Origin of the sequence: Pseudoalteromonas sp. MMG012, assembly GCF_018100875.1 — a bacterium.
Taxonomy (GTDB): Bacteria; Pseudomonadota; Gammaproteobacteria; order Enterobacterales; family Alteromonadaceae; genus Pseudoalteromonas; species Pseudoalteromonas aurantia.
Window position 1 is genome coordinate 1 of record NZ_JAGJEF010000045.1, and the last position, 25,014, is coordinate 25,014.

Below are 25,014 nucleotides of genomic sequence, written 5' to 3' on the forward strand. Positions count from 1 at the left end.
ACCCCTAGTCAATTAGAGTATCAATTGCCTCTTTCAGCATACTCACTTATGCAAAGATACCAGTTGTCATACAAACGTCAAATTAAGCGATATATTGTGATGGTATTAATATCGCGTAGATATTTAGTTAGTCAACTAGCCGTATAGTCAGTCATATGAAAAATAAATACTTTTTTATGGGTTTTTGGTTTGGCTATTACGGTTAACTCAACTAATTTTATAAGACACTTAAGGGATATTTTATGTTTTTAAAGGTGAGGTAATAGTGTGCGTATAAAAACAAAAATTGTTATGAATGTAGCGATTATCATAGCTGTTGGCGTACTTGCAACATCCATAGTACTGACAACCATTGCGGAATCGATGACATCAAAGGCGCTGGAAGAGCAACTCAAAAACAGGTTAGTGGGATTAAGAGATGCTAAAGCTGAACAAATTGTCAGTTACATAGAAAATATAGAGCAACACATTACCACGTTAGCTAGCTCAACAATGACAGTGGATGCAACGGCAAAATTTAGTCGAGCGTTCGAACAGTATGGATTGTCAGACACTGGTACTGCATCTAATCAAATAGATAATAAGTTATCGCAGTTCTATCAGCAACAATTCTTAACGACCTATACATCGCTCAATGATGGGAAAGCGATAGATGTACAACGGCTGAAAAATGCGCTGTCAGACAATGGTCGAGCTTTACAATATACTTATATTGCGAATAACTCGCATCCATTGGGCAGTAAAAGTGAGCTTATTAACCCCAGCGATGGCAGTGCATATCAAGATGCACATGTTCAATACCATACGGCGTATAAAAAAATCTTAGAGGCCTTTGGCTACTATGATATTTTTATCGCAGACGCGAATACGGGGAATGTGGTTTATTCGGTATTTAAAGAGCTAGATTTTGCCACGTCATTAAAAAGTGGGGCGTATGCTAATTCAGGCCTGGGGAAAGCTTTCCAAGCCGGAATGAACTTATCCGATGGTGAAGTGAAAATCATTGATTTTCAGCCATATACACCATCATATGAAGCGCCAGCTGCGTTTTTTTCATCACCTATATATAAACATGGCAACATCATAGGTGTATTGATTTTACAAGCGCCCGTCGATCGAATTAATGACATTATGACGTATCAACAACAGTGGCAATCTCGAGGTTTAGGGTTGTCGGGTGAAACGTATTTGGTTGGCCAAGACCGACTTATGCGCTCTCAAAGCCGGTTTTTATTGGAAGATAAATCAGCATACTTAGCGGCATTGAGTCAATCGGGTATTGCTAGTGACATTATAAAACAAATTGATACGCGGGACTCGTCTTTGGGCATTGCACCTGTAGATACAAAGGCGGTACGCTCAGCGTTGCGAGGCGAGCAAAACTTTGAGCTCGTTGAGGATTATAGAGGAGTCAAAGTTGCGTCGGCATATGGCATGATACAAGTAGGTGGTGCTCAGTGGGCAATTTTAAGTGAAATAGATGAATCTGAAGGATTTGCTGCCTTGGATGATATCTACAATACGCTGGTAACTACCGTTGCTATTAGTACCTTGATAATTATTACTTTAGGCTTAACTGCTGCTTGGGTATTAGGAAGTTATTTATCTAAGCCAATATTACAACTGAACGATTTTGTAATGACGGTAGCGAATAGCCTCGACTTGTCTTTGAGAGCAGATTTGCGAACAGGAAAATCGGATAAAGATGAAATTGGCCAAGTTGAACGTTCGTTTAACTTAATGATGCAAAGTATTAACGAAGCCATGCAAGAGGTATCAGAGTCCTCGATTAATTTAAGTCGTTCAGTGACGGCATTGAGAGATAACTTTAATATTGTAACAACACAGTCAGAAGAGCAGTCAGAAATGACATTGAGGTTGTCTGCTGCAATAGAAGAGATGGCTCAGACGTCAGATTCATTAGCGCAATCAGCGAAAAGATCCAATCATGCGACGCATGCAGCGGTGGATCAAGTTAATGTTGGAAAACGCAATGTAGAAGCAAATATGCATCACAATGAGACGTTGAAAGAAACGATCTCAACGACATCTAATAGCGTTGATAGAGTTGCAAAAGACAGTAATGATATAGGTTCTGTTTTGGAAGTGATCAGAGGCATTGCTGAACAAACCAATCTGTTGGCATTGAATGCGGCAATTGAAGCAGCTCGTGCGGGTGAACAAGGACGGGGGTTTGCTGTGGTTGCGGATGAAGTGCGCTCTTTGGCACAAAAAACTCAAGACTCTACAAAAGAAATTCAAACTATTATTGAAACGCTGCAACATGGAACACAACAAACTGTGAGCACCATGAAAATTGCGTTAGGTAGCGTAGAAGATACCTTAGATACCACACACAAGGTGACCGGCTCGTTTGAAGAAATAAACCAAGAGGTGGCACAAATTGAAGGTTATAATTCACAAGTTGCCACTGCCACTGCGGAGCAAAGTGCAGTGGCTCGTGATATGGCACAGCAGGTCTCTTCTATAAGTGAACTCGCATCGAATAACAATCAATCAATCGATAGCGCATCAGGTTGTTGTAATGAATTGGAAGGGGAGTATATGCGTTTGAAAGAATTGGTTTCACGCTTTAAGTTGTAGCGCCTACCTGCTTAAAGCATACTTTAAGACTGAAGCGGCGATTAGCCGCTGTCATTATTGAGGCTATTGGGTTTTCATCTGGTTTAGTAGGTACGCAGCCCACTTTGTATTTCATTGACGAATTCACTCAGCACTTGCTCTATAGGCTGAGGCTTTGAGTATAAATAGCCTTGAAACTCTTGCATACCCAGGCTTGCGAGTGCGTCACGTTGTATAGGTGTTTCAACGCCTTCAGCGAGTGCCGCAATCCCCATTTCAGCACATATTTTTACCATTCCACTGAGTAATGCGTGTTGGTTTCTGTCGCTATCAATTCGATCGAGTAAGCTGCGATCAAATTTAAGGCGAGTGATAGGGTATTCAATTAAGCGTGCGATATTTGAGTATCCTGTGCCGAAGTCATCGATCGCAATTTTTACGCCATGCTGACTTAACGACTTTAATTGCATTAAAGTATGTGCTCTGTCATTTGCAATACTGTATTCGGTTAATTCAAGTTCAATTGCGCTAGGACTGAGTCGATGATCCGATAAGTGAGTTTTTATTTGAGTGGCAAAGTCGTCTTGTTCTAAGTCTTGTGCACTGACATTCACTGCAACGGGAATTGGTAGCTCAGGATAACGAGATAGAGTTTGGCATAATTTTCTTATAATATGCTGGGTCAGCATCTCAATTAAGCCAAACTCTTCGGCGATAGCAATAAATTCGCCTGCGGGTACAAAACCAAGCAATTTACAATTCCAGCGTGCTAGCGCCTCAAAACCAATAAGGCGACTGCAAGAGAAATGCTTACCTTGTAAGTATATTTCAAGTTCATCTTGTTCAAGTGCCTTTTCAAGTAAAAGTGCCATTTCGTGGCGAGCGAGTCGTTGTTTTTTGATACTAAAGTCAAAAATAGAGCATAAAGAGTTTGACTGGCGCAGCTCACATGCTTGCACTGCGTTTTTGATTAGACGTTCAGCGCTATATCCATGCTGAGGGTAGGCAGCGAGAGAAATGGCATATTTTGCATGGTATTGTAGCTCTCCAAGCTTCACCCAAAAGTCCAAATTATTCTGCCAATGTTTGGCAACTGTTAGTAATGACTCACTGTGCTGAGCAATAAAACCAATTCTACCCGAGCCTAAATAAGCAACAGAACTGCCAGCTTGAGGGTAGTGCTCAAACAGCTTATTAATATGTTTATATAGCAACTTCCTTTGTTCAGCGGTGATACCGTGTTCCAACATTTGTAAGTTTTGATTATCTGCAATGGCTATCGCAAAGGGTTCTCCTCCTTGAATGGCTGTGTCAATTTGTTCTGTTAACCATGTCGTATTTGGCAAATTGACGTGGGTATTGAAATATTTTGTTTGATGGTGTTGGGCTCCGAGCGCTTTGAATTGCTGTTGTAAGTAGAATTGTTCTGATGCGTCACTTAAATACCATGCTGATAGTGACTTCTCATGATGTTCTTGCGCGTCAATTTGTACAATAGCATTATTGACCTTATAGAGTTTTGTCGTGTGATCAAGTGCAGCATTTAAGACATGGCTAATAGGGCAAGGTAACGGGTGATGATATAAGTTTAATAGCTGTTTAGCTTTTTGGTTTGCTTCAACTATTTGCTGTTCTTCGTTGACTAATATGATCGCAGAATAGGCTTTTTGAAAGAATTTTCGATATAAGTTCTTTTGTTTCTCTAAAAGCTTTGTGTGTTTTTGAAACTGTTTATGTAGGCGGTTTGCTGCCAAGCTTGTTCTCCACACCGCTAAAGGAATACAAATGTTGAAAAAGAAAAACACTAAGCAATGAACGTAATAATTGGCGTTATTGAGCACTTCATTTTGGGCATTGAGCACTGAGGTGCTGAGATCTTGAAAAATAAAATACAGAGGAATTAGGTTAAGAATTGCGTAGCAAGAGGCCGTTTTCTGTCCGATTAATAATAACGCAATGATGGGAGTAACGTAGGTAAAAATCGAACCTATTTGTGCTACTTGCAATGCGGGAGTAAATAGGTTTATTGAGATTTCTGCTGCAATAATGACTAATAATAAAGCATGCGCACAGAGTTGGTAGAATTTTTGGCTTAAACATAACAGAGCGGCCAAAATGGTCGTTAAGCTCAGTGCAACTTGTAAGTTCTGAGTATTTTTTGTGTCATTTAAGGCGTGAAGATTATGGAGTAATATGACAACGCAGATACTCAACATGGTTACTAAAATGATGCGAAGAGCACTGATCCGCCAATTGACCATTTGTTGTGGTAATTGAACATTGTCATCGAGATAAAAAAAGTGTCGCAAGTTATACAAGATAATTCATTTAAATCATTTGGTTTGCAACAATAGTAACGGTAAGTTATCAGCGCTGCAATTGTTATAAGTCTATAAAACTAGCCTTTTTAAGGATAGCGCTGTCATTTTTTTTGTTGTGGTTTTTATATTTTTATTACGCTTCAATGTTAATTAAGTGATCTATTGCTGGAGATACTGCCTTTGAAATAGCTTTGCCATTTCAGTGCAGGTGATCATACGAGCCAATATATCTATTGAGGGGAGTTGTCGATTAAGTGTTTCAAATTCTGAGAACAAGGCGAGCATGGGCTGACTATTTCTGCGTGTAATGAGAATGATCAATAATGCTTCATCCATATACTCCTGACCACGGATCTCATTTGTTAAATCGATGAGGTGACCTGTAAATTGTGAATGAGATAATAATTGGCTTTCGTTTACGCCAATAAATGTTAAGGGGATACAGGCTGAATCGTTTTTATATGCGCCATGGAGTATAAAAGGCGTGTTGCTGGTCAAGTGTATGTAATTTGGTGAGCTTAAACTCTCATTGATCTGCTTAATGCATAATCGAGCTGTGTCGATAAAACTGTTTTGTGATGCTGATGTTATGATGCTCAAGTTAGCCACTCCTTGTTTCTTACATTGATGACATTCTTTCATAGTCAAATATGAAAAAATTAATAAATCTGAAGTTTAAGAAAAAATGTACTTTTTGGGATAGTCACAGTGATGCGTTTAAAGGTTTTAATATGTTGCCATATGTACACTAGTCAGGGGTTTTATGGCATGCATTTGTAACATAAGTCATTAAAGATGTTATGTTTTGTAACTCTGCTCTGTTTTTATGGTTATTTGTTTTTATTGCCGTTATTCTTTGCTCTATTAACAATAATTTTACCGAATGCGATGATTTTATAGGTAACCATATATGAATAAAATAAAAGAATGCTCCATAGCTTCAGCACTGTTGACGTGTTTTAGTGCGTCTGCGACCATTGTTGAATTTAACACGACTCAAGGCTCTTTTCAGGTCAACTTATATGATCAAACGATACCGGAGACCGTTGGCAACTTTTTACGCTATGTAAATCAAGCGCGCTATGTCGATTCGACAGTACACCGCAGTGTACCAAACTTTGTCGTCCAAGGCGGCGGCTATAAATATGATGGTAGCATTCCACTGACTGCGATAGAAACAAATACACCCGTTGTAAATGAGCCTAAGTTGTCTAATGTTCGTGGCACCATTGCAATGGCTAAATTGCAAAACCAGCCAAATAGCGCAACCAGTCAGTGGTATATAAACTTGAAGGATAATAGTACAAGCTTAGACTCTGACAATGGGGGTTATACTGTATTTGGGGAAGTGATTGGCACTCAGGGGATGGTGATTGTTGATAAAATTTCGAACTTAAATCGCTGCGGCGAGGTGCCTGTAGTGAATTATACATCGGCTCAATGTGTGGATACCGATACAAACCCAGATGGAGGTAACCTCGTATCCGTGACGAGCGTTGTTATCATTGATTTAGATCCAACAACGGCGAATGAATTGTCTCCACCAGTTAATGTGTTAGTAAACAAAGTGCCTACACCAACACCTGAACCACAACCGACAGGGTCTTCATCAAGTGGCTCGTTATTTTTTAGTATCGTGCTGATGATGGGCGTGTTAAGACGTCGGTTTGTTGGCGTACGTTAGTTCGTAGAAGTTTATAAAAGAAACTCAGTTTTAACCACTGAGTCTCTTTTATATCAGGTATTATCCAAGCATATTAAACAGTAATGCCGACACAGACAGTAAGCCGACAGCTAAAACAAAGTACGTGCCTAGTTTCCCTTTGTATTGTTGCAATGCAGGTACTTTATAGACAGCAATCGTTGGCATGATAAATAAAATCATGGCAATAATAGGTCCGGAAATAGCGCCCATCATATCGAGAATACTAGGATTAAGTACGGCACAGACCCAAATAGCGATAAACATCAGTGTGACCCCCAGTTTGTCTATCGTGGTGATTGTGAGTGATGTTTGCTTACTCATTAAGCCATTAAAGCTTTCTCGTGCACCTAAAAAATGGCCTAAAAATGATGACGTAATAGCAATAAAAGCCACCAGAGGGCCCAGCATCGCAATATAGGGGTTGTCATAAACATTGGCCAAGTAAGACAGCACCGAGACGTTCGCCTGTTTTGCTTGCGTCATTTGCTCGGGTGATAAAGACAATACACAAGAGAATACAAATAGCAGCACAAATATTATCAACATGATTGATGTACATTGCAGAATTTTTTCTGATTTGCTAACAGCACGTTCTTTATAATGACGGCGTTGTACATTCACAAAGCTTGAGATAGCTGCGGCATGGCTAAAAGAAAACACCACAATAGGTACTGATAACCATAGGGTTTGGGTAAGACTTACCGCATCGGGTGTATTGATAACTGGGATTTGCCAATTAGGGACTAAATATAATGATAAGAATAAAAGTACTGCGACTAATGGATATACAAGTGCTGAAAAAGTGCGCATCAGTAGCTTTTCACCACCCATCATAATTGCAATCATGCCAGCAACTAATATACCGGAAAGAACGACTCTTGGTGGTGACTCTAATGCTAACTGGTTAACGATAAAGCTATCGACCGTATTGGTCAATCCGACACCATAGATAAGTAAAATAGGAAAAATTGAAAAAAAGTATAGTAGCGAAATTAACCGCCCGGCTCCCGCACCAAAATGCTCCTCAACAACATCTGTAAAGTCTGCATCAGCTTGCTTCGAAGACAGTACAAAACGGGCTAACCCTCGATGTGCTAAATACGTCATTGGGAATGCCAATACGGTCATGATCAGTAATGGCCAGAAACCACCGATCCCAATATTAATGGGTAAAAATAAAATACCAGCACCGACGGCGGTACCAAATAAGCTTAGCACCCACTGTGTATCATGCTGATTCCAGCATCCTCTACTGTCTGAAGGTATATCGTGTGATATCGCTTCTGAGGCGTTACTCATACTTTTTATCCTATTCATTAGAATTATATTTGGGCGGCATCATATAGAAAATGAAGAGGTGATGCATGTATTTGGCGCCAGTTAAGCATTGCTATGCAGTAAACATCTATTGACGCATAAAAATTGTTCAAGACAACCAGTAATATTTCATAATAAAAGTATGGAGTTACTTTAATATTCCAGACATCTAACAATGAGGTCACTTGGTGAGCAAATTCATCATTGTGGTGTGACCAGTCGTACAATTGTCATCTCTCATCATTATTATGCTGGTTCTTCAATTAAAGTAGTGATGTAAGGAACAATAATGGGCACGTTATCACGTCGTGATTTTATGAAAAGCGCTTTGCTTGGTATGGGGGCTACAACCGTCGCTCTATCATTGGTCGGCTGTGGCAGCAGTCATGATAAAGCCTCACTCGCGAGTAACGAAGTTGAGATTGATTTTAAGCATGGGGTTGCCAGCGGGGATCCGCTAGCAGATCGTATAATCTTGTGGACAAGAGTGACACCAGAGGGTGACCCTAATCATATAAACTTAACACTTCAAGTGTCTGAGGAAGATGAATTTACGGTTGCTGCTATGAGCCAGAGCGTGGTTGCATTGAAGAACAGTGATTATACCGTCAAAGTTGATTTAGCAGGTTTAAAAGCCAATACTCGATACTATTACCGATTTGTTACTGATGGTACGGTTTCCCCCATAGGGCAATGTAAAACGCTTCCGCAAAGTGACGTATCTCAGGTTAAGTTTGCGGTGCTGTCCTGTGCTAATTACCCAGCAGGTTATTTTCACGCATACGCACACGCGGCTACAATGAATGACCTTGATGCGGTATTACACCTAGGCGATTACATTTACGAGTACGGCATGGGTGAATATGCAACCGAACGCGCCGAAGCCTTAGGTCGAGCGCTTGATGATGATAATAGTGATGAAGTTATTACGCTTGAAGAGTATCGAAAACGCTATGCCAAATATCGAACAGACGATGGGTTGCAGGCATTGCATCAAAAAGCGCCTTTTATTGCTGTATGGGATGACCATGAAATATGTAATGATACCTACACAACAGGTGCTGAAAATCATAATGCAGGAGAGGGGGAGTTTAGTGAGAGAAAACTTGCGGCACTGCAAGCGTATTATGAATGGATGCCCGTTCGTCCATATGTAATAGACCAGACAGAGGCGCTATACAGGAAGTTCGAATTTGGTGATTTGGTGTCGCTTTATATGCTCGATACGCGCAATGAAGCTCGAGCAAAACCACTAGAGTATCAGGATTACCTAGATACAACTTCTGGAGCGATGGACTTTACAGGTTTTCAGGCTGATTTAGTTATACCTAAACAACAATTGCTGGGCACAAAACAGCTCACCTGGTTGACAGATAGTATGAAAACGTCGAATGCTAAATGGCAAGTGTTGGGGCAACAAGTGTTGATGACTAAAATGATGATGCCTGCTGAGTTATTGACAGCATTGGCGAATCCATCAACGTCAATGGCGGAGCAATTGTTAGCGTTAGCACAAATTAAAGGGCGCGCAAAGGAGGGGGATCCATCTCTAACGGAACAAGAGTTGACGAGAGTCAATTTTGTGGCACCTTACAATTTAGACGCCTGGGATGGTTACCCTGTTGAACGTGAAGTGGTGTTACAGACGGCAAAAGTGGCAAACAAAAACTTAGTGGTGCTTGCTGGTGATACTCATAATGCGTGGTCGGGTAGATTATGTAATGCACAAGGAGATGTGTGCGGCTATGAGTTTGCAACACCAGGTGTGAGTTCTCCAGGGTTAGAGTACTACCTTAAATTGCCAGATGAGCAAGCTAAGCAATTTGCGAACGCGCTACAACTGTTAATTGACGATCTGGACTTTGCTAATATTCATCAGCGTGGTTTTATGACCGTCACATTTACTGCTGATTCAGTGCACAGTGAATGGCACTTTGTCAGCTCGGTACATGAAAAAGCCTTTACGATACGTAACAGTAGTTTGCAACAACGTGCGGTGGGGTAGGTTGCCATACGGATTGTATAAATAATTGATAATAGTTAGAGAGTAAATATCAACTTTGAATTTATTAAGCCACCTGCGCCACGCAACAGGGTGCTACTGACGGCACAGGTGGTTAATTTGCATTTTATTCAGCATATTGGCTAATTTTCTTAATCAGGAATAGGCGAAGCCAAATTAGAGCTGTCGGCTAAAAACTGTGCTTGGGCATGGGCATCGAGTTGTTGCTCGACTTTTTTCGACTGCGCTTTTTCTACATCAATAATAATAATGACTTCACCTGAGTCGAGTCGCTCATTAATGACTGATTTAAAGTATCCATCGAATGATCCACCCGTAATGAGCAATATAAAGTTTATCACTACATAAGCACATATCGCGGCAAATATGGCCCAAAGTAATTGACTATTAAGCGTGTTCGTTGACAGTGCAATGATTGCAACGATGATGGCTGATACCCCGAAAGACATTATTTTTGCACGTTTTTTAGCGGCAATAATATCCGTTTTATCAATGTTAGATGAGCCGTGCAAATGATGAGATTTGATGCCACTATCGTCGCGACTGAGCACATAAAAGTGGTGATCGTCTATGCCTAACTTATGTACCTCATCGGAAATAGACTCTGCATCATCTAGGTTGTTGGTCGCATAAAACAGTCTTTTCATTGTGCCCCCAATAAATACTTGATTGATATGACCTTAAATTAGTGTAGTTGCCATACGTCAAAAGATAAAAAAAATCTTTGATCTACATCAAGTAAGGGGTTGAGTTTCTGTCTAACAACATTTAAGATCGCAACGAAAATGCAAATGGTAATTATTATCATGTTAATTTAATATTCTAGTTCGATATTTATGCTTTGAATAAGAAGCGCAAATATTCGTTTAGAATGGAAATCAGATAGGTTTCGTATGCTTAAAAAGTTGTTGCTGAGCTTCGTTATTATTATGCTCATGCTGTCTCTGAGTGGTTGTGAACTGGCACTGTTTGACCCGAAAGGACCGATTGGTGAACAGGCAAAAGACCTTATTTTAATCTCTACTGGCTTGCTCTTAATCGTCATTATTCCTGTTTTGTTTATGTCGATATATTTTCCTTACAAATTTAGAAAGGGTAATACCAAGGCTGAATATAAGCCTCATTGGGAACATTCAACCAAAATCGAAGTCATTGTTTGGTTAGTTCCTTGCTTAATTGTTGCGGCATTGGCGTATGTGACGTATGTCACGTCACACTCACTTGATCCAAGGAAACCTCTGGGGAAAGATGAAGATACGCTCACTATTCAGGTTGTGGCATTAGATTGGAAATGGCTATTTATTTATCCTGAGCAACAAATTGCTACGGTGAATGAAATTGCTATTCCGGTCAATAAACCCATCGAATTTTTGATCACCTCAGATACGGTGATGAATTCATTCTTTATACCTCGTTTGGGAAGTCAAATTTATGCCATGGCAGGTATGGAAAACCGTTTGAACCTGATGGCGTCGGAAGAAGGGGTGTTTAGAGGTTTATCGGCAAACTACAGTGGGTTTGGTTTTTCGGGTATGAAGTTTAAAACGCATTCTGTATCAGATGAAGCATTTGAGCAGTGGGTTGATAAAGTTAAAACCTCTCCGAAAGTACTGGATGAAACGACTTATCAAGCATTGACCGTAAAGTCTAAAGACAATGAGGTTGAACATTTCGCCGATGTTGATCCATTGCATTTCAAGAAAACCATAGAAAAATATACTGGGGTACAAAATGGGCAGTAAAGCCACCATTATTACAGATCCAGATCCGCTTACGGGTAAGTTGACATGGGATTCTATTCCAGTCCATGACCCGGTTATTTTGCCGGTAATGATTGCCGTTGCGTTGGGTGGTATCTTCTTATTCGCATTAATAACCAAGATGGGTAAATGGCGTTACCTATGGGACGAATGGATCACGTCAGTTGACCATAAAAAAATAGGCATAATGTATATTATTGCTGCGATCATCATGTTAGTGCGTGGTTTTGCAGATGCACTGATGATGCGAGCGCAGCAAGCTCTTGCCACCGCCGACAGTGTTGGCGCGGGCTATTTACCTCCTGAACATTACGACCAAATATTTACCGCGCATGGCGTGATCATGATCTTCTTCGTCGCCATGCCATTGGTCGTGGGGTTAATGAACATTGTGGTGCCACTGCAAATTGGCGCAAGAGATGTGGCATTTCCTTTCTTAAACTCATTGAGTTTTTGGCTATTTGTGGTCGGTGCAGTATTGGTTAACGTGTCGCTGTTTGTAGGTGAGTTCGCCGCAACCGGTTGGTTGGCATATCCTCCCTTATCTGGGTTGGAGTACAGTCCCTGGGTCGGGGTTGATTATTGGCTCTGGGCGTTACAGATCTCAGGGATAGGGACCTTGCTTACGGGTGTTAACTTTTTCGTAACGATTCTTAGAATGCGTGCGCCTGGCATGAAGTTAATGCAAATGCCTGTATTCACGTGGACTTCGTTGTGTGCGAACGTATTGATCATTATCTCGTTCCCTATTTTAACGGTGACCATTACCTTACTGACCCTTGATAGATATATTGGCACGAACTTCTTTACCAATGATCTTGGTGGTAACCAGATGATGTATGTGAACCTCATTTGGGCATGGGGTCACCCAGAAGTTTATATCTTAATTTTACCTGCTTTTGGTATTTTCTCTGAAATAACGGCGACCTTCTCTCGCAAACGCTTATTTGGTTATACGTCACTGGTGTGGGCGACGGCGGTGATCATGGTGTTGTCTATGGTCGTTTGGTTACACCACTTCTTTACTATGGGGGCTGGGGCGAGTGTGAATGCCTTCTTCGGCATTGCCACCATGATCATATCCGTCCCCACCGGGGTGAAGATATTTAATTGGCTATTTACCATGTATAAAGGTCGCGTGGAGTTTTCTGCGGCAATGTGGTGGACATGTAGCTTCTTATTTACCTTTACAATCGGTGGGATGACAGGGGTCATGTTGGCGGTCCCAGCAGCAGACTTTGTATTACACAACAGTTTGTTCCTTATCGCTCACTTTCATAATGTGATCATTGGCGGCGCCGTATTTGGCTATTTTGCAGGTATGACTTATTGGTTCCCGAAAGCAACAGGTTTTATGCTTGATGAAAAGCTTGGAAAAATAGCCTGTGCGTTATGGACTGTCGGCTTCTTCGCGGCCTTTATGCCACTGTATATTTTGGGCTTTAATGGCATGACACGTCGTCTGAACTATTACGATAACCCAGAGTGGACACCGTTATTGTGGATTGCTGCTGGTGGTGCATTGATTGTGTTGGCTGGGATTATGACGCAGTTCTATCAAATTTTTGTCAGTATTCGTGACCGCCATAAAAACAAAGATGTGACGGGCGATCCTTGGAATGCACGGACGCTTGAATGGGCAACATCTTCACCTCCTCCATTTTACAACTTTGCAGAGCTGCCGAAAATTCACGACAGAGATGAACATTATTATAAGAAAGAACACGGATTAGCATACCAAGCACCGGATAAATATAAAAAAATCCATATGCCTAAAAATACTTGGGCAGGTGTGGTGATCAGTGCTTTCTCATTAATGATGGGTTTCGCATTTATTTGGCATATTTGGTGGATGGCTGCATTTGGTTTCCTTGGCATGATTGCATCTTGGATCATGTACTCATTTGAACGTAATAAAGACTATTACGTGCCAGTTGAGCAGGTAGAAGAAATTGAAGCAAAACATCTAGATGCTGTTAGGCAGCACGCTCAAACTAACAGCTAAAAGAGGATTAGAGTTAACTATGTCTCAAAGTCACGCAACTGGTCATGATGAAATAGATCATCATGACCACGATCATCATGACTCAGGTGGTGATACGGTATTTGGTTTTTGGATTTACATCATGAGCGACTGCATTTTGTTTGCAACTTTGTTTGCAACGTATGCGGTACTCAGTCGTGGGTATGCGGGAGGATTAACCCCAAAAGACTTGTTTGATTTGAACTTTGTCGCTGTAGAAACAGCGCTGTTGTTGTTTAGTAGCTTTACCTTTGGTATGGCAATGCTTTATGCCAATAAACGGCATATGAAGGGCATGATCTCATGGTTGGTGTTCACATTGGCACTGGGGTTAGGCTTTCTCGGGATGGAACTTTATGAGTTTTATCATTTTAGTAGCGAAGGCGCGACGCCACAAAGCAGTGCGTATTGGTCTGCGTTTTATGCCTTAGTTGCCACGCACGGGTTACACGTACTCGGTGGCTGTATTTGGATGTTGGTGTTGTTTGCACATTTTAAAAGAGACGGCTTTACCGAAGATAACTTAGTACGTTTGTCTTGTTTAAGTTTGTTCTGGCATTTCCTTGATATTATTTGGATTTGTGTGTTTAGCGTAGTGTATTTATTAGGAGTGATGTAATGAGCACAGCAACTGCAACTGATCACAGTCATGGCGGCGCGGCGCATGGGAGCGTTAAAGAATATGTAATTGGTTTAATGCTTTCAATTGTATTAACGGCCATACCTTTTAGCGTACTGATGTATGACTTACTGACCCCAGTGTTGACATTAACGGTGATTTTAGTCTGTGCAATCGCACAAATATTTGTACAATTGATTTTCTTTTTGCATATGAATTCATCATCAGAACAAATTTGGAACACCACTTCAGCGGTGTTTGTGGTACTTATTGTTGCGATTGTGGTTATTGGGTCTATTTGGATCATGGAACATTTGAATCACAATATGCTGATGGGCCACTAGCATGTTCAAAGAGTTTTTAGTGCTAACTAAACCTGGGATCATCATGGGCAATTTAATTGCCACTGTCGCAGGTTATTTTCTTGCTGCACAAGGTGATTTTCAATTAGTGACCTTTTTGGCTGTGTGTATTGGTACCTCTGCCGTAATCGCGTCGGGTTGTGTATTTAACAATGTGATAGATCAAGACATTGATAAGCTCATGCAGCGCACGCAGAACCGAGCTTTGGTAAAAAAGGTCATTACGTCTAATGGTGCTTTGCTATATGCCACGTTACTGGGTGCGATTGGGTTTGGTACTTTAGGGTACTTTACTACGGGGATGGCTGTGCTATTTGCTGTGATCGGTTTTGTGGTTTATGTTGGGCTGTATAGCCTGCATTATAAGCGCAAATCGGTGTACGGTACTTTAATTGGTAGTATTTCAGGCGCATGCCCACCGGTTATTGGTTACTGCGCGGTGACAGCACAGTTTGATGTGGGGGCGTTGGTTATTTTACTGACATTTTGTTTATGGCAAATTCCACATTCGTATGCCATTGCTATTTACCGTTTTGAAGATTATAAAGCGGCCAATATACCAGTATTACCATTGGTTAACGGTATTGAGTCAGCGCGTAAGCACATGGTGGCTTATATTGTCGCGTTTACGTTGATGGCATTGGCATTGTTTGTGTTTAATTATGTGGGGACGTTATACGCTGTTTCAACGTTACTGATTGGTGTGGTGTGGTTAGCCATTACCATTGTTGACTTTGGTCGTTATGAACAACACATATGGGCAAAGCGTGTATTTGTGGTGTCAATATTGGCTATCACATCATTGAGTGTGTTTATGTCGCTGGACTTTGTCAGTCTTGCACCACAAACATTGCTCACGGTGAGGTAATACAAATGCAAGGGAATAATTTACGGAGATTGTTTTTACTCAGTTGTGTACTGGGGATTGTTGGCTTAGTGATTTTCTATTTAGCAACAACCAGTAAAGACTTTAATCAACCGAAAAAGACCTTTGCAGAGCTCGGCGGGGACTTCACCTTACAAAGTAGTGAAGGCCCCGTATCATTATATGATTTTAAAGGGCAAGTTGTGGTGATGTACTTTGGCTATTTATCGTGTGCTGAAGTGTGTCCTAATTCACTTGCTGTTTTAACCGGTGCAATGATGCGGCTTGAGAAGAGTCACCCAAACGCCATACAAGGGTTATTTGTGACGGTTGACCCAACGCGTGATACGCCTGCTGAATTAAAAGAATATACAGCCTACTTTCATGACGATATTTTGGGGCTTACCGGTACGGTAGAGCAAGTTAAATCGGTCAGTGGTCAGTATGGTGTGTTTTACGATAATAATAATCTAAGTGACTCATTTATGGAGTATTCCGTGTCTCATGCATCACGGTTTTATATTGTAGACAAATCCAGCAAGTTGATCACAGCCATGAGTCATACCACGACCCCGAATGAATTAGCGGCGCAAATTAGAGAGTTATTATGAACCGTTTGATTTTATTGGTTAGTATGCTGACAAGTAGCATGATAAGTGTGCAAAGCTTTGCAAAAACCTCTATGGACAAAGTGTTAGCGGCGAAGGCTAACCCGGTGTGTGCTGCGCAGCTGATAGAGCTTGCGACAAACACCATTGGGTTAAATAAACATCGGTTACTTGAATTAAACAGTCAGAGCAAACAACTGCATAGTAGCTTTGTTTCCGGGGTGATCGAGTACAAAGACAGACAGAGCCATGTGGTTTATGCGGCCACTAAAGATATTCAAGGCCAGTGCTCGGTGACATTTCAAGAAACGTTTACCGTAAAGTCTCCGTGTATTTTGGTGCGCGAGGAAGTATTTAAAAAATGGCAATATCAAGGCAAGTTAAACAGTAATACGATGGTGTTTAAAAACCAAAGAGATACCAGTATGAGTGGTATGTTGAGTGATGCTTCAGACGGGTCATATTGTTTAGTAAGTCGCCATAAAAACGGGGTTTAGCGTGGCCCTTACGGATGACGAGTTTCGTTAATAACTGAGGTGAGGGATTTATGAGTACGCGATTGGTGTTAGAAATCGATGCATACAAAAAAGAGTTTGATCGTGCTAATTCAGAACTCAGTGTTAAATCTATGATTTTAAAACACAGACCAACAGAGTATGCCAACTTATCCGCATTTCTGATGCTTGCCACAAAGTAAAGCAAGTATGTATTCGTTATGGCGATGTTCAATGTGTTGCTGACTTACAACTGTGGTTGAGAAATAGTATTGTATTGCAATATAGTCGCTGTGAAAATTGTCAAAAGCAGCAAGGAAAATGCATTGCCGAACTCACTAAGTTAGACAAGCAAATTAGTCATGTGTTTCCAAAACTCGGTGGTAATGTCGTGCCGCTTAAACAACCTTTACGCTTAAAATCTTAACGTAAAGGTTGCTTCCCGTCTTTAATAAACGTCCCGTACATAGCGTTTTTGTTTTTTTAAATTGGCCATGTAATCTTGCGTTTGACTTTCATCATACTGACCATACTGCTGAATAATGCTCTGCAGCGTTGTATCAACATCTTTCGCCATTTTATAGGCATCTCCACAGACATACAGATATGCCCCTTGTTCGAGCCAGTTAAATAGGGCTTCACCTTGTGCTAGCATTTTATCTTGTACATAGGTTTTTTCTGCTTGGTCACGAGAAAAGGCCAAGTCTAATCGCGTCAATAGGCCATCTTGTTGCATCTGGGTTAACTCTTGTTCATACAAGTAATCGGTTTTTTCATTTCGATCACCAAAAAACAACCAATTGTCTCCTGTAGCGTGTGTGGCCTCTCGCTCTTCTAGGAATGCTCTAAATGGTGCAATACCGGTACCTGGGCCAATCATAATAATGGGCGCGGCTAAATCATTGGGTACAGAGAAGTGTTTGTTGGCCGAAAAATAACAAGTCACTGGCTCTCCTATTTTTACAAGGTCGGCTAAGTAAGTTGAACAAACCCCATTGTGTTGACGTTCACCTTTTTCGTACCTCACACTGGCAATGGTTAAATGTACTTGATCAGGGTGCTTTTTGAGACTCGATGAAATGGAATAGGCTCTGGGTGCCATTGGTTTTGCAAGCTGAATAAACTGTGCCGGTGAAAGAGCACTATCTGGGTAACGCTTAAGTAGCTGAACTGTGTCAACACCCCATAAATAATCACTCATGGCTTGATTATCATCCAGTCGGGAAAGCAGCTCAGGGCAGCTACTCTGACGTGCTATTTCATGAATAAGATCTTTACTGGGCTGGCGAATTTCGAGTAATTCAGTGAATATGTATTCTAGCTGATCGGTTTTACCATCGTACGTTTCATGTTGCTCTGCTCTGGCATTTAATGCGCTGAGTAAGTCATTAACGAGTGTGGCACTATTGTGGGCAACAATATTAAGGGCATCGCCAGCATCATACTGTTCTCCTGAGCCCATTAAAGAGAGTTCATAATGAATGGTTTCTTTACTTGAGCACTCACCGGTTAACCGCGTTTTGCTTAAGAGCTGAGCCTTCAGTGGTGACTCTTTATTAAATTTGGCTTTGTGCTTTTTAGGCTTTTGCTCAGAAGTGTGCGCTGGTTGCTGCTCTGAGTTACTGCCTTTTTGCGCGATTGTGGGCAGTGCTTCAGCCATCCATTGTTCTGCTGGGGCTTCATAGGCCACATCACAGTCTATACGTTGTGCGACTCGGGTAGCACCCAGTTGTTCTAAGCGTTCATCCCATTGAATGCCGGCAATGCAAAAATCATCATAATTGGTGTCAACCAATGCTAATACGGAAAAGTAGGTTGATGCAAATGACGGTGCCGACTCGGCATTTATTTCATCCCACAATAATTGTGCGTTATCGGGCATTTCACCATCACCGTAGGTACTGGTGATAATCAATAGTCGCTCTGTTTCACTTAACTGTGCCACAGAGATATCATCCATATCGAATACCGAAGCCAACAATCCATGGTTTTTAGCCATTTGTGCGGCTTCTTCAGCTAGGTTTTCAGCATTACCGGTTTGCGAGCCATAAATTATGGTGAGTGGTTTAATTTGCATGGCTGGCTGAACTGATTGCGCAACCGTTTCTTCTTTTATTAATAAGCGACTATGTAAACCCGCTAAAAAGCCACCGAGCCATTGCTTTTGCTCATCATTGAACGGCATATTTTCCGGTAAATAGGGGACTAATTGGGTGTTATTTGAGTGTGTCATAATACTTTTCCTTACTTATGCTGTTGCGCGGATTGCTTCAACTAGCACATGGCAAAAATGGGTCGCGAGCAGTTGTTCAAATGGTCGATGTTGGCGCAGTGCCTCTTGGACACAGTTATCGCGATGTAATATCCAAACGCTGGTACCAAACGCATTACTATCCCAAACCTCGCGGCGCTCTAACGCGTCTTTGTAGTCTTGCACGCGCTTTTGTGCGAGTAAGCAGCTGAGCGCATCGCTTTCGTAGCTGGCTAATGCCTCTTTGGTATCTTTCACCAGTGTTTCTTGTAACTTTCGATCAAGGGTCGTGACCAAGTATTTGGCGCTGTCTTCGCTAGCATGCGCGGTGGACTGTGAGGCTGATTTTTTGGCCGCTTCATGGGCTCGATGAAATACACCCGCTGAGATCACATATTGATAAATGAGACTCGTGTCTCGGTCTCCGTAATCAGGTAATTGCCCATTAAATAGGTATTTACCGTCGTCTTCGTTTTGTTGATATGCAATTTGAGCTTCTTTTAATAGGCGGTTTGCCCAAGCTTGTGAGAGCTCTTCAAGCATGGTTCTGCGCTCATGAGAGTCCACAATATTATTTGGGCAATGATAGCTATAGAGTGTTTTTGGGATCAGGACATAAAAATGCGCCTTGTGCTCAGCCCAGTTATTAATAAGTGATTGGGCGAGCGCAGAGCCGGTAGCATCAATATGGCATTGTAAATGATACAAAAGCGCGGCTTCATGGCCTAAACACAAGGGCGTTTGTTCATCTAAGCGCAAAGCAACGACACTGTCTTGGCTGCACTGCGTGACAATATTGCCGCTTGGATCGTATTGGTATGCGGTACCGCCACTCATACCATTGCCTAAATTCTTTCCGTAATGAGATAAGTTAACCACTGAACCATTGGTCATATATTCGCTGCAAAAATCACCAACCCCTTCCACCACGGCAACAGCACCTGAGTTACGCACACCAAAGCGGTCGCCTGCTTGGCCTGCAATAAAAAATTCTCCACCCGTTGCGCCAAACAATGCAAAGTTACCGATCAGGACATTGTTGGTCAGTGGTTGTTTTGCATGTGAAACAGGACTTGTGATCTGTATGCGACCGCCGCTTATGCCTTTACCTACACCATCATTGCAAGTACCGGTATGTTGAAGTTGCATACCAGTGTTCAAAAATGCCCCGTAACTTTGGCCTGCTGAGCCATACGTATGCAACGAGAGCGTATTACTTTTTAACACGACTCTGCCATTACTCAATCTATACATTGCAGGATGAGCGGCAATGGTCGCATCGCTTACTTGATAATTTAGGGTTCGCTCGATATCAATCGCCAGTTGCCCAGCGACTGTTTTGTTACAGTTAGTCAGTGCGATGGGAGGCAGAGATAAGTATTCAGTTTGGTTATCAAATAAGTTTTGTTGCAGCTGCGTGAGCCACTGCGTGTCGTGATCAAAGTTTGCTTCAAGGTACACCGGCGCTGCAATTTTTATGGGCTCTACTGGCGCGAGCATGGCCGTCATATCTAATTGGCCGACCATCATCGGATGTGCAACGAGGTGTAATAAATTACTTTTTCCGCGTATCTCACGTAAAGACACATAGCCAAGGTGCGCTAATATTTCACGGGTTTCATGCGCAACATTCATGAAATATTGCGCCAGTGCTCTCGGATCGCCTTGATAAACCTCAGGGTTGGTTGTCAGCCCCGCAGGACATTTTTGATGGCAGTTTTTAGCCATCACGCACTTGAGCATCATCAGTGCTGTGGTACCAAACTCAAATGAATCACCGCCTAACATGGCCGATTTAACCACATCAAGCCCCGTTTGATGGGCATTAGAACAGCGTAGGGTTATTTTATCTCGTAAGCCGTTTTCAGCGAGCGCTTGATGGACTTCAGCAATACCAATATCGGCGGCCCGACCTGTGTGCTTCAAACTGGTCACTTGGGCTGCCCCAGTACCGCCTGTATTACCTGCGACATTAATAACATCAGCGCCTGCTTTGGCAACGCCAACCGCAATGGTGCCAATCCCTTCAGATGAAACCAGTTTAACGACAACCTTGACACGTGCGGCTTTGGCATCGTGGATGAGCTGCCCTAAATCTTCAATCGAGTAGGTATCATGATGCGGTGGTGGAGAGACGAGTTCAACCCCAGGTGTGCCACCTCGTGCTGCGGCGATTTGTACGTTGACTTTATGTGCGGGAAGTTGACCACCTTCGCCGGGCTTTGCGCCTTGGCCTATTTTAATTTCGATTTCTTGTAAGGCAGGGTCGGCAAGGTAGCCTGTCCAGACACCAAATCGGCCAGAGGCAAATTGCTTAATTTTACTGGCTTTTACAGTGTTGTACCTCGAAGCACTTTCGCCACCTTCACCCGAGTTACTCATTGCGCCAGAAGCAAAAGCTGCAGTGATTTGGTGTGCTGGTTGAACCTTTGCTACGGATATTGCTGTGCGAGCCGGGATGACTTTCGCTAATAGCCTATCGAGTAAACTATTTTGTACCACTGCGATAGCCAGATGTGAGTTTACTATGCTGTGGGTGAAAATATCTTTGGAAAATACGTCTATGAGCACAGCTTCTAAACTCTGGAGGTTACCAGCATGCTTGAATGCGATATGCCAATGTTGTGCGATTTCATTGGAGCACTCACGGTGCACCGTGAGCCCCGTTATGGCAAGTGCAAATGACCCTGACACTGATATGTTTTTAAAGCACTCTTTAAGAGTTTGTTCTGATACATCTGCTTTGATTTGAATCGGTAGGCTTAATATATCTCGCAGTGCAGCAGGGCGATGCTGGCGTTCAAGGTAAAGGTTTTGACTAAATTCACGATACGCATCTGTGATGGTAAAGTCATCTATTTGCTGGGGGCTGCGTGCGTCGTAGCCTAAATCTCGATACCCTTCATCTTGTGGCAATATGACTTGTTGGTCTTGCGACTCAAGTTGTGATTCGTCGAGATATTGAATCGATTCTTCAGTCATATTGATGTATTCACGAACCGCAGTTATACCAAAGCTATGACCTGCTCCTTGAGCGCGTTCTTTGAACAACCCGAGTACAGGGATCTGGTTTTCAGATTGAACATGGGGGACTTTTTTATGCCAGTACTCAACGCTTTGTACCAAATCTTTAAATTGGGCTCCTCCCACGGGGGAGTGAATATTGGGGAAAATAGCCTTTAAAGCTGGGTCATGGGTATCAATAAAGTTGGCTTCGAGAAATTCACCGCCAATATAGCTTTCTACTGTACATAAGCCAAATTTACCCATGGTTTTCATTAAGGCTTTTTCGCCGGCCTTTTTAAATTTCTGTAGGGCTGACTGCACATCGGTTGGGTTATCGAATAATTCAGTGGCACGATTTAATACCGTAAGTGGGCATACCGCAGAGGCACCAAAGCCAAGCAGGCATGCGATGTCGTGTGTACTCACTGCTTGTCCGGTATAGCAAACAAGGCTGGTGGTAAAGCGCAGCCCTCGACTTATCAGCCGCTGATTAATTTTGGCGACGGCTAGTAATGCCGGAATAGCGGCTTGGCTATGCGAAATGTGCTCGTCGCTTAAAACGATAATATCGACTTGTTCGCGGGCTTGTTGCTCAGCGAGATCAGTGAGGGTTTCTAGCGCATCAAGCAGTCTATGCTCATTGCTGTTGTGTAAGTCTATGTTAAACAATAGAGGTAAGGTTTTAATGCGCAACGCACTTTGCTTTTCAAGGGCGAGCAGGTGTTGTGGCATTAAAATAGGAGAGTCTAATACAATTTGTTTATGGCTATTTGGGCTAATATTAGGTTTTGGACCCAATGCTACACGCAGTGTCATGCCATCGGTTTCACGAATGCTGTCGAGCGGCGGGTTGGTTACTTGTGCAAACCGTTGGCTAAAGTATCTAGATAGGCCGCCTTCATCTTTGTTGAGGGCATTCGGAGCCAAGCCATACCCCATGGCAGAGATTTTTTCTGCCCCATTTAATAACATGGGATCGAGCATAAATTTAAAGCTTTCTTGATTTAAACTAAATGCCACATGTTGTGCGCTGGTACTCAGTGAAGAACGTTGCTTCACTGTTTGTAATGGCGGTATTGGCAAGTCGGATAAGTTAACCCTTGCTTGGCTCAGTAGCGCGGCATAATCTTGCTGTTTAGCTAAATGTTCTAAAATTTGCTGGGTTTCTTTAATTTCACCGGTACTATGGTCAAATACAATCATGCCACCGGCTTCAATGCGGCCGCGGCGTATGATGTCGTTGGGGTCAAAATCTATTTGACCTGCTTCACTCATCATCACCAAGTATTCAGATGTTTCGACACTCCGTAAAGGCCGCAGTCCGAGTCTATCGAGTCGTGCACCTACCTTAATCCCGTCACCAAAAATGAGTGCTGCGGGGCCGTCATTTTTCTCTTCGTATAAAGAAAAATATTCAAGCATATTTCTCACTGAGGTTGGCATGTCGCTATCATTCTCCCAAGCGGGCGGCATCATGGCTAATGCGGCGACATCAATCTCTAAGTTGTCTTCGATTACTCTTCTTGCCAATGTTTGGTCTAAACGTGCAGAGTCTGATTGACCAATTGGAGTAATGATTTGCTTATTTTGCGACTTGGCGATTGCGTCTTCACTTAGGCGGTTTTTTCGGTCGGTATTAAGCTCGCCATTGTGGGCCATTCGTCTAAAAGGTTGCGCAAACATAGGATTTGGCGCGGTATTGGTTGAAAACCGAGTGTGAAAGAATAACGTATGAACCTGATGATCTACGTCACTTAGATCGGTGAAATAAGGGATCACTTCCCAGCTATTTAAACGGCCTTTCAATACTTGAGTACGGCTGCTCATCGACAAGGGGTAGAGTCTACTGAGTTCAGGATCAGTAAAAGCAACATGTTCGATGTCATGGAGAGCTTGGTGGATCTGTTTTTCAAACTGAGTTTGGCTACCACACAGGCTTGGTTTTAAAAAAACGACTTGTTTGATTTGTCGTTGTGCTTGTTGGCTGCATGATTAAGCACGGTCTCATCGGTTGCGATGGTGCGAAATGTGATAATGGGTAAGTTATAGGTCGACAGTGTTTTTTCAATTAATTGAGTGGCTTTGTTGTGGTGCGTAAGTTCTTTGGGGTAAAAAAAGTTGGCTACCCCAAATTCACCGAGTTGCAATGTGGCGTTGCCGGTGACTTTTTTGAAAAAGTTAAGCGACAAGTCAATATTCACGCCCGCGCCATCACCAATGCCCTCTGCGTTCATTCCGCCTCTATGAGGTATACGACAAAGCGCTTGATGAGCATGCTCTAGCAATTGATGTGTTTGCTTACTTTTTTTATGGGTAATAAACCCAACGCCACAGCTCGAATGCTCTAAATTTCTATCAAACAAATATCTTTTCATTGAGTACCCAATTTACTAAACGGGTGAGTTCATTGCATAACAAGCACTTAATTTGAACTACACATTTTTTAAGCTGGTCATCCAAATTAATGTTCAATGTATATTTATGCAAATGATAAATATTTGCATTCGCCTTTCCGTTGCTTTTATTTAATTTATTCTTGTAAGGCTTGTTTTTAACTTATTGTTTTTAATTTGTTATTTTTTATCTCTTTAAAAATTATCTATGAATTGAATTTTTTTCATAAGTATAGATCATGAATCTATATGAAGAATTTCTAACTGAATTTGCTAAATTATAGCTATGCTAGGAATGCTGTTTTTGCGAACAGAATGAAATGGAACGAGGGTCGTTTCAATGTTAAATATATCACGACTTTTCGTTTAATTTTTATAATGAATGTTGGTTTACGAATGTGGCTGTTAGTTATCGGGTCTGCATATAAATGCGCCACTTTAATCGTGGCGCATAATGGGAGAATTAATAAAAAACCACTTCCCATATCTAACAAAACCCAGTTCAACAATTTGCTTTTGTTAAATAAAATACCGTCTTCTGTCGCTTACGACATCATTTCACATCGGTAATTTTTATGGTAACTGATTTTTATTTTTAGTTTCATGAAGGCAGATCCTTCTGCGCAAAATGTGAATGTTAAGTATACAGTACCCCTTTTAAATGTAAATAGATTGTTTTTTGTT

Annotated in this window: 17 protein-coding genes and 1 pseudogene; 11 read left to right on the forward strand and 7 right to left on the reverse strand. The window is 41.9% G+C overall.

Annotated features, from left to right (window positions below):
• The first annotated feature begins 267 nt into the window (after positions 1 to 267).
• Positions 268 to 2,604, forward strand: a complete 2,337-nt coding sequence (locus J8L97_RS23975; protein WP_211050673.1) for a methyl-accepting chemotaxis protein — start codon at positions 268 to 270, stop codon at positions 2,602 to 2,604.
• An 83-nt stretch (positions 2,605 to 2,687) separates the two neighbouring features.
• On the opposite strand, the gene J8L97_RS14650 is transcribed toward J8L97_RS23975, so the two are convergent.
• A complete protein-coding gene (locus J8L97_RS14650; protein ID WP_211050675.1) occupies positions 2,688 to 4,901 on the reverse strand; it encodes an EAL domain-containing protein in 2,214 nt (737 codons plus the stop codon).
• Between the two features lie 162 nt (positions 4,902 to 5,063).
• Positions 5,064 to 5,504, reverse strand: a complete 441-nt coding sequence (locus J8L97_RS14655; protein ID WP_211050677.1) for a hypothetical protein — start codon at positions 5,502 to 5,504, stop codon at positions 5,064 to 5,066.
• A gap of 310 nt (positions 5,505 to 5,814) precedes the next feature.
• Here J8L97_RS14655 and J8L97_RS14660 point away from each other — a divergent pair, with 310 nt between their 5' ends.
• Positions 5,815 to 6,588, forward strand: coding sequence for a peptidylprolyl isomerase (locus tag J8L97_RS14660; protein ID WP_211050679.1), 774 nt, complete (start codon positions 5,815 to 5,817; stop codon positions 6,586 to 6,588).
• Between the two features lie 60 nt (positions 6,589 to 6,648).
• Here J8L97_RS14660 and J8L97_RS14665 read toward each other — a convergent pair whose 3' ends face one another.
• Complete coding sequence (locus tag J8L97_RS14665) at positions 6,649 to 7,908, reverse strand: aromatic amino acid transport family protein (protein WP_211050681.1); 1,260 nt, start codon at positions 7,906 to 7,908, stop codon at positions 6,649 to 6,651.
• Between the two features lie 307 nt (positions 7,909 to 8,215).
• On the opposite strand from J8L97_RS14665, the gene J8L97_RS14670 reads away from it, so the two are divergent.
• Positions 8,216 to 9,931 carry an alkaline phosphatase gene (locus tag J8L97_RS14670; RefSeq protein WP_211050683.1) on the forward strand — a complete coding sequence of 572 codons (1,716 nt, stop codon included), beginning with the start codon at positions 8,216 to 8,218 and terminating at the stop codon, positions 9,929 to 9,931.
• 149 nt (positions 9,932 to 10,080) lie between these two features.
• On the opposite strand, the gene J8L97_RS14675 is transcribed toward J8L97_RS14670, so the two are convergent.
• Entirely contained in the window at positions 10,081 to 10,596 is a 516-nt protein-coding gene (locus J8L97_RS14675) for a hypothetical protein (protein WP_211050685.1), read from the reverse strand.
• A gap of 246 nt (positions 10,597 to 10,842) precedes the next feature.
• On the opposite strand from J8L97_RS14675, the gene cyoA reads away from it, so the two are divergent.
• From cyoA to J8L97_RS14715, 8 genes are read left to right on the forward strand one after another with little or no spacing between them, the layout of a single operon-like run.
• Positions 10,843 to 11,691, forward strand: coding sequence for a ubiquinol oxidase subunit II (gene cyoA, locus J8L97_RS14680; RefSeq protein ID WP_210996714.1), 849 nt, complete (start codon positions 10,843 to 10,845; stop codon positions 11,689 to 11,691).
• Complete coding sequence (gene cyoB / locus J8L97_RS14685) at positions 11,681 to 13,714, forward strand: cytochrome o ubiquinol oxidase subunit I (RefSeq protein WP_211050687.1); 2,034 nt, start codon at positions 11,681 to 11,683, stop codon at positions 13,712 to 13,714. Before cyoA ends, cyoB begins: the two co-directional genes overlap by 11 nt.
• Positions 13,715 to 13,733: 19 nt before the next feature.
• Positions 13,734 to 14,351 (forward strand): cytochrome o ubiquinol oxidase subunit III, encoded by a 618-nt coding sequence (gene cyoC / locus J8L97_RS14690; protein WP_211050689.1) that lies wholly within the window; start codon positions 13,734 to 13,736, stop codon positions 14,349 to 14,351.
• Entirely contained in the window at positions 14,351 to 14,695 is a 345-nt protein-coding gene (cyoD, locus tag J8L97_RS14695) for a cytochrome o ubiquinol oxidase subunit IV (protein ID WP_010366908.1), read from the forward strand. The genes cyoC and cyoD overlap by 1 nt, the downstream gene beginning before the upstream one ends.
• 1 nt (position 14,696) lies before the next feature.
• Complete coding sequence (cyoE, locus tag J8L97_RS14700; RefSeq protein WP_211050691.1) at positions 14,697 to 15,581, forward strand: heme o synthase; 885 nt, start codon at positions 14,697 to 14,699, stop codon at positions 15,579 to 15,581.
• 5 nt (positions 15,582 to 15,586) lie between these two features.
• Positions 15,587 to 16,189: an SCO family protein gene (locus J8L97_RS14705; protein WP_211050693.1), complete on the forward strand. Its 603-nt coding sequence runs from the start codon at positions 15,587 to 15,589 to the stop codon at positions 16,187 to 16,189.
• Entirely contained in the window at positions 16,186 to 16,683 is a 498-nt protein-coding gene (locus tag J8L97_RS14710; RefSeq protein ID WP_211050695.1) for a hypothetical protein, read from the forward strand. The genes J8L97_RS14705 and J8L97_RS14710 overlap by 4 nt, the downstream gene beginning before the upstream one ends.
• Before the next feature lie 50 nt (positions 16,684 to 16,733).
• Positions 16,734 to 16,883, forward strand: coding sequence for a hypothetical protein (locus J8L97_RS14715; RefSeq protein WP_211050698.1), 150 nt, complete (start codon positions 16,734 to 16,736; stop codon positions 16,881 to 16,883).
• Positions 16,884 to 17,128: 245 nt separating this feature from the next.
• Here J8L97_RS14715 and J8L97_RS14720 read toward each other — a convergent pair whose 3' ends face one another.
• The 3 genes and pseudogenes from J8L97_RS14720 to J8L97_RS24085 all read right to left on the reverse strand — a co-directional run.
• Complete coding sequence (locus J8L97_RS14720) at positions 17,129 to 18,913, reverse strand: sulfite reductase flavoprotein subunit alpha (RefSeq protein ID WP_211050699.1); 1,785 nt, start codon at positions 18,911 to 18,913, stop codon at positions 17,129 to 17,131.
• Positions 18,914 to 18,928: 15 nt separating this feature from the next.
• Complete coding sequence (locus tag J8L97_RS14725) at positions 18,929 to 23,140, reverse strand: glutamate synthase-related protein (RefSeq protein ID WP_409455166.1); 4,212 nt, start codon at positions 23,138 to 23,140, stop codon at positions 18,929 to 18,931.
• Positions 23,117 to 24,312 (reverse strand): annotated as a pseudogene (locus J8L97_RS24085) (glutamate synthase large subunit); the annotation flags it as partial. The gene J8L97_RS14725 and the pseudogene J8L97_RS24085, both read right to left, overlap by 24 nt.
• Between the last annotated feature and the right edge of the window lie 702 nt (positions 24,313 to 25,014).

Bases quoted from the DNA above. Each gene is read 5' to 3' on its own strand.
- J8L97_RS14710 (WP_211050695.1), top strand. From the start codon at position 16,186: ATGAACCGTTTGATTTTATTGGTTAGTATGCTGACAAGTAGCATGATA.
- cyoB (WP_211050687.1), top strand. From the start codon at position 11,681: ATGGGCAGTAAAGCCACCATTATTACAGATCCAGATCCGCTTACGGGT.
- J8L97_RS14715 (WP_211050698.1), top strand. From the start codon at position 16,734: ATGAGTACGCGATTGGTGTTAGAAATCGATGCATACAAAAAAGAGTTT.
- J8L97_RS14660 (WP_211050679.1), top strand. From the start codon at position 5,815: ATGAATAAAATAAAAGAATGCTCCATAGCTTCAGCACTGTTGACGTGT.
- J8L97_RS14705 (WP_211050693.1), top strand. From the start codon at position 15,587: ATGCAAGGGAATAATTTACGGAGATTGTTTTTACTCAGTTGTGTACTG.
- J8L97_RS14725 (WP_409455166.1), bottom strand. From the start codon at position 23,140: ATGATTGTATTTGACCATAGTACCGGTGAAATTAAAGAAACCCAGCAA.
- J8L97_RS14675 (WP_211050685.1), bottom strand. From the start codon at position 10,596: ATGAAAAGACTGTTTTATGCGACCAACAACCTAGATGATGCAGAGTCT.
- cyoD (WP_010366908.1), top strand. From the start codon at position 14,351: ATGAGCACAGCAACTGCAACTGATCACAGTCATGGCGGCGCGGCGCAT.
- J8L97_RS14670 (WP_211050683.1), top strand. From the start codon at position 8,216: ATGGGCACGTTATCACGTCGTGATTTTATGAAAAGCGCTTTGCTTGGT.
- J8L97_RS14720 (WP_211050699.1), bottom strand. From the start codon at position 18,913: ATGACACACTCAAATAACACCCAATTAGTCCCCTATTTACCGGAAAAT.
- cyoA (WP_210996714.1), top strand. From the start codon at position 10,843: ATGCTTAAAAAGTTGTTGCTGAGCTTCGTTATTATTATGCTCATGCTG.
- cyoC (WP_211050689.1), top strand. From the start codon at position 13,734: ATGTCTCAAAGTCACGCAACTGGTCATGATGAAATAGATCATCATGAC.
- J8L97_RS14665 (WP_211050681.1), bottom strand. From the start codon at position 7,908: ATGAGTAACGCCTCAGAAGCGATATCACACGATATACCTTCAGACAGT.
- cyoE (WP_211050691.1), top strand. From the start codon at position 14,697: ATGTTCAAAGAGTTTTTAGTGCTAACTAAACCTGGGATCATCATGGGC.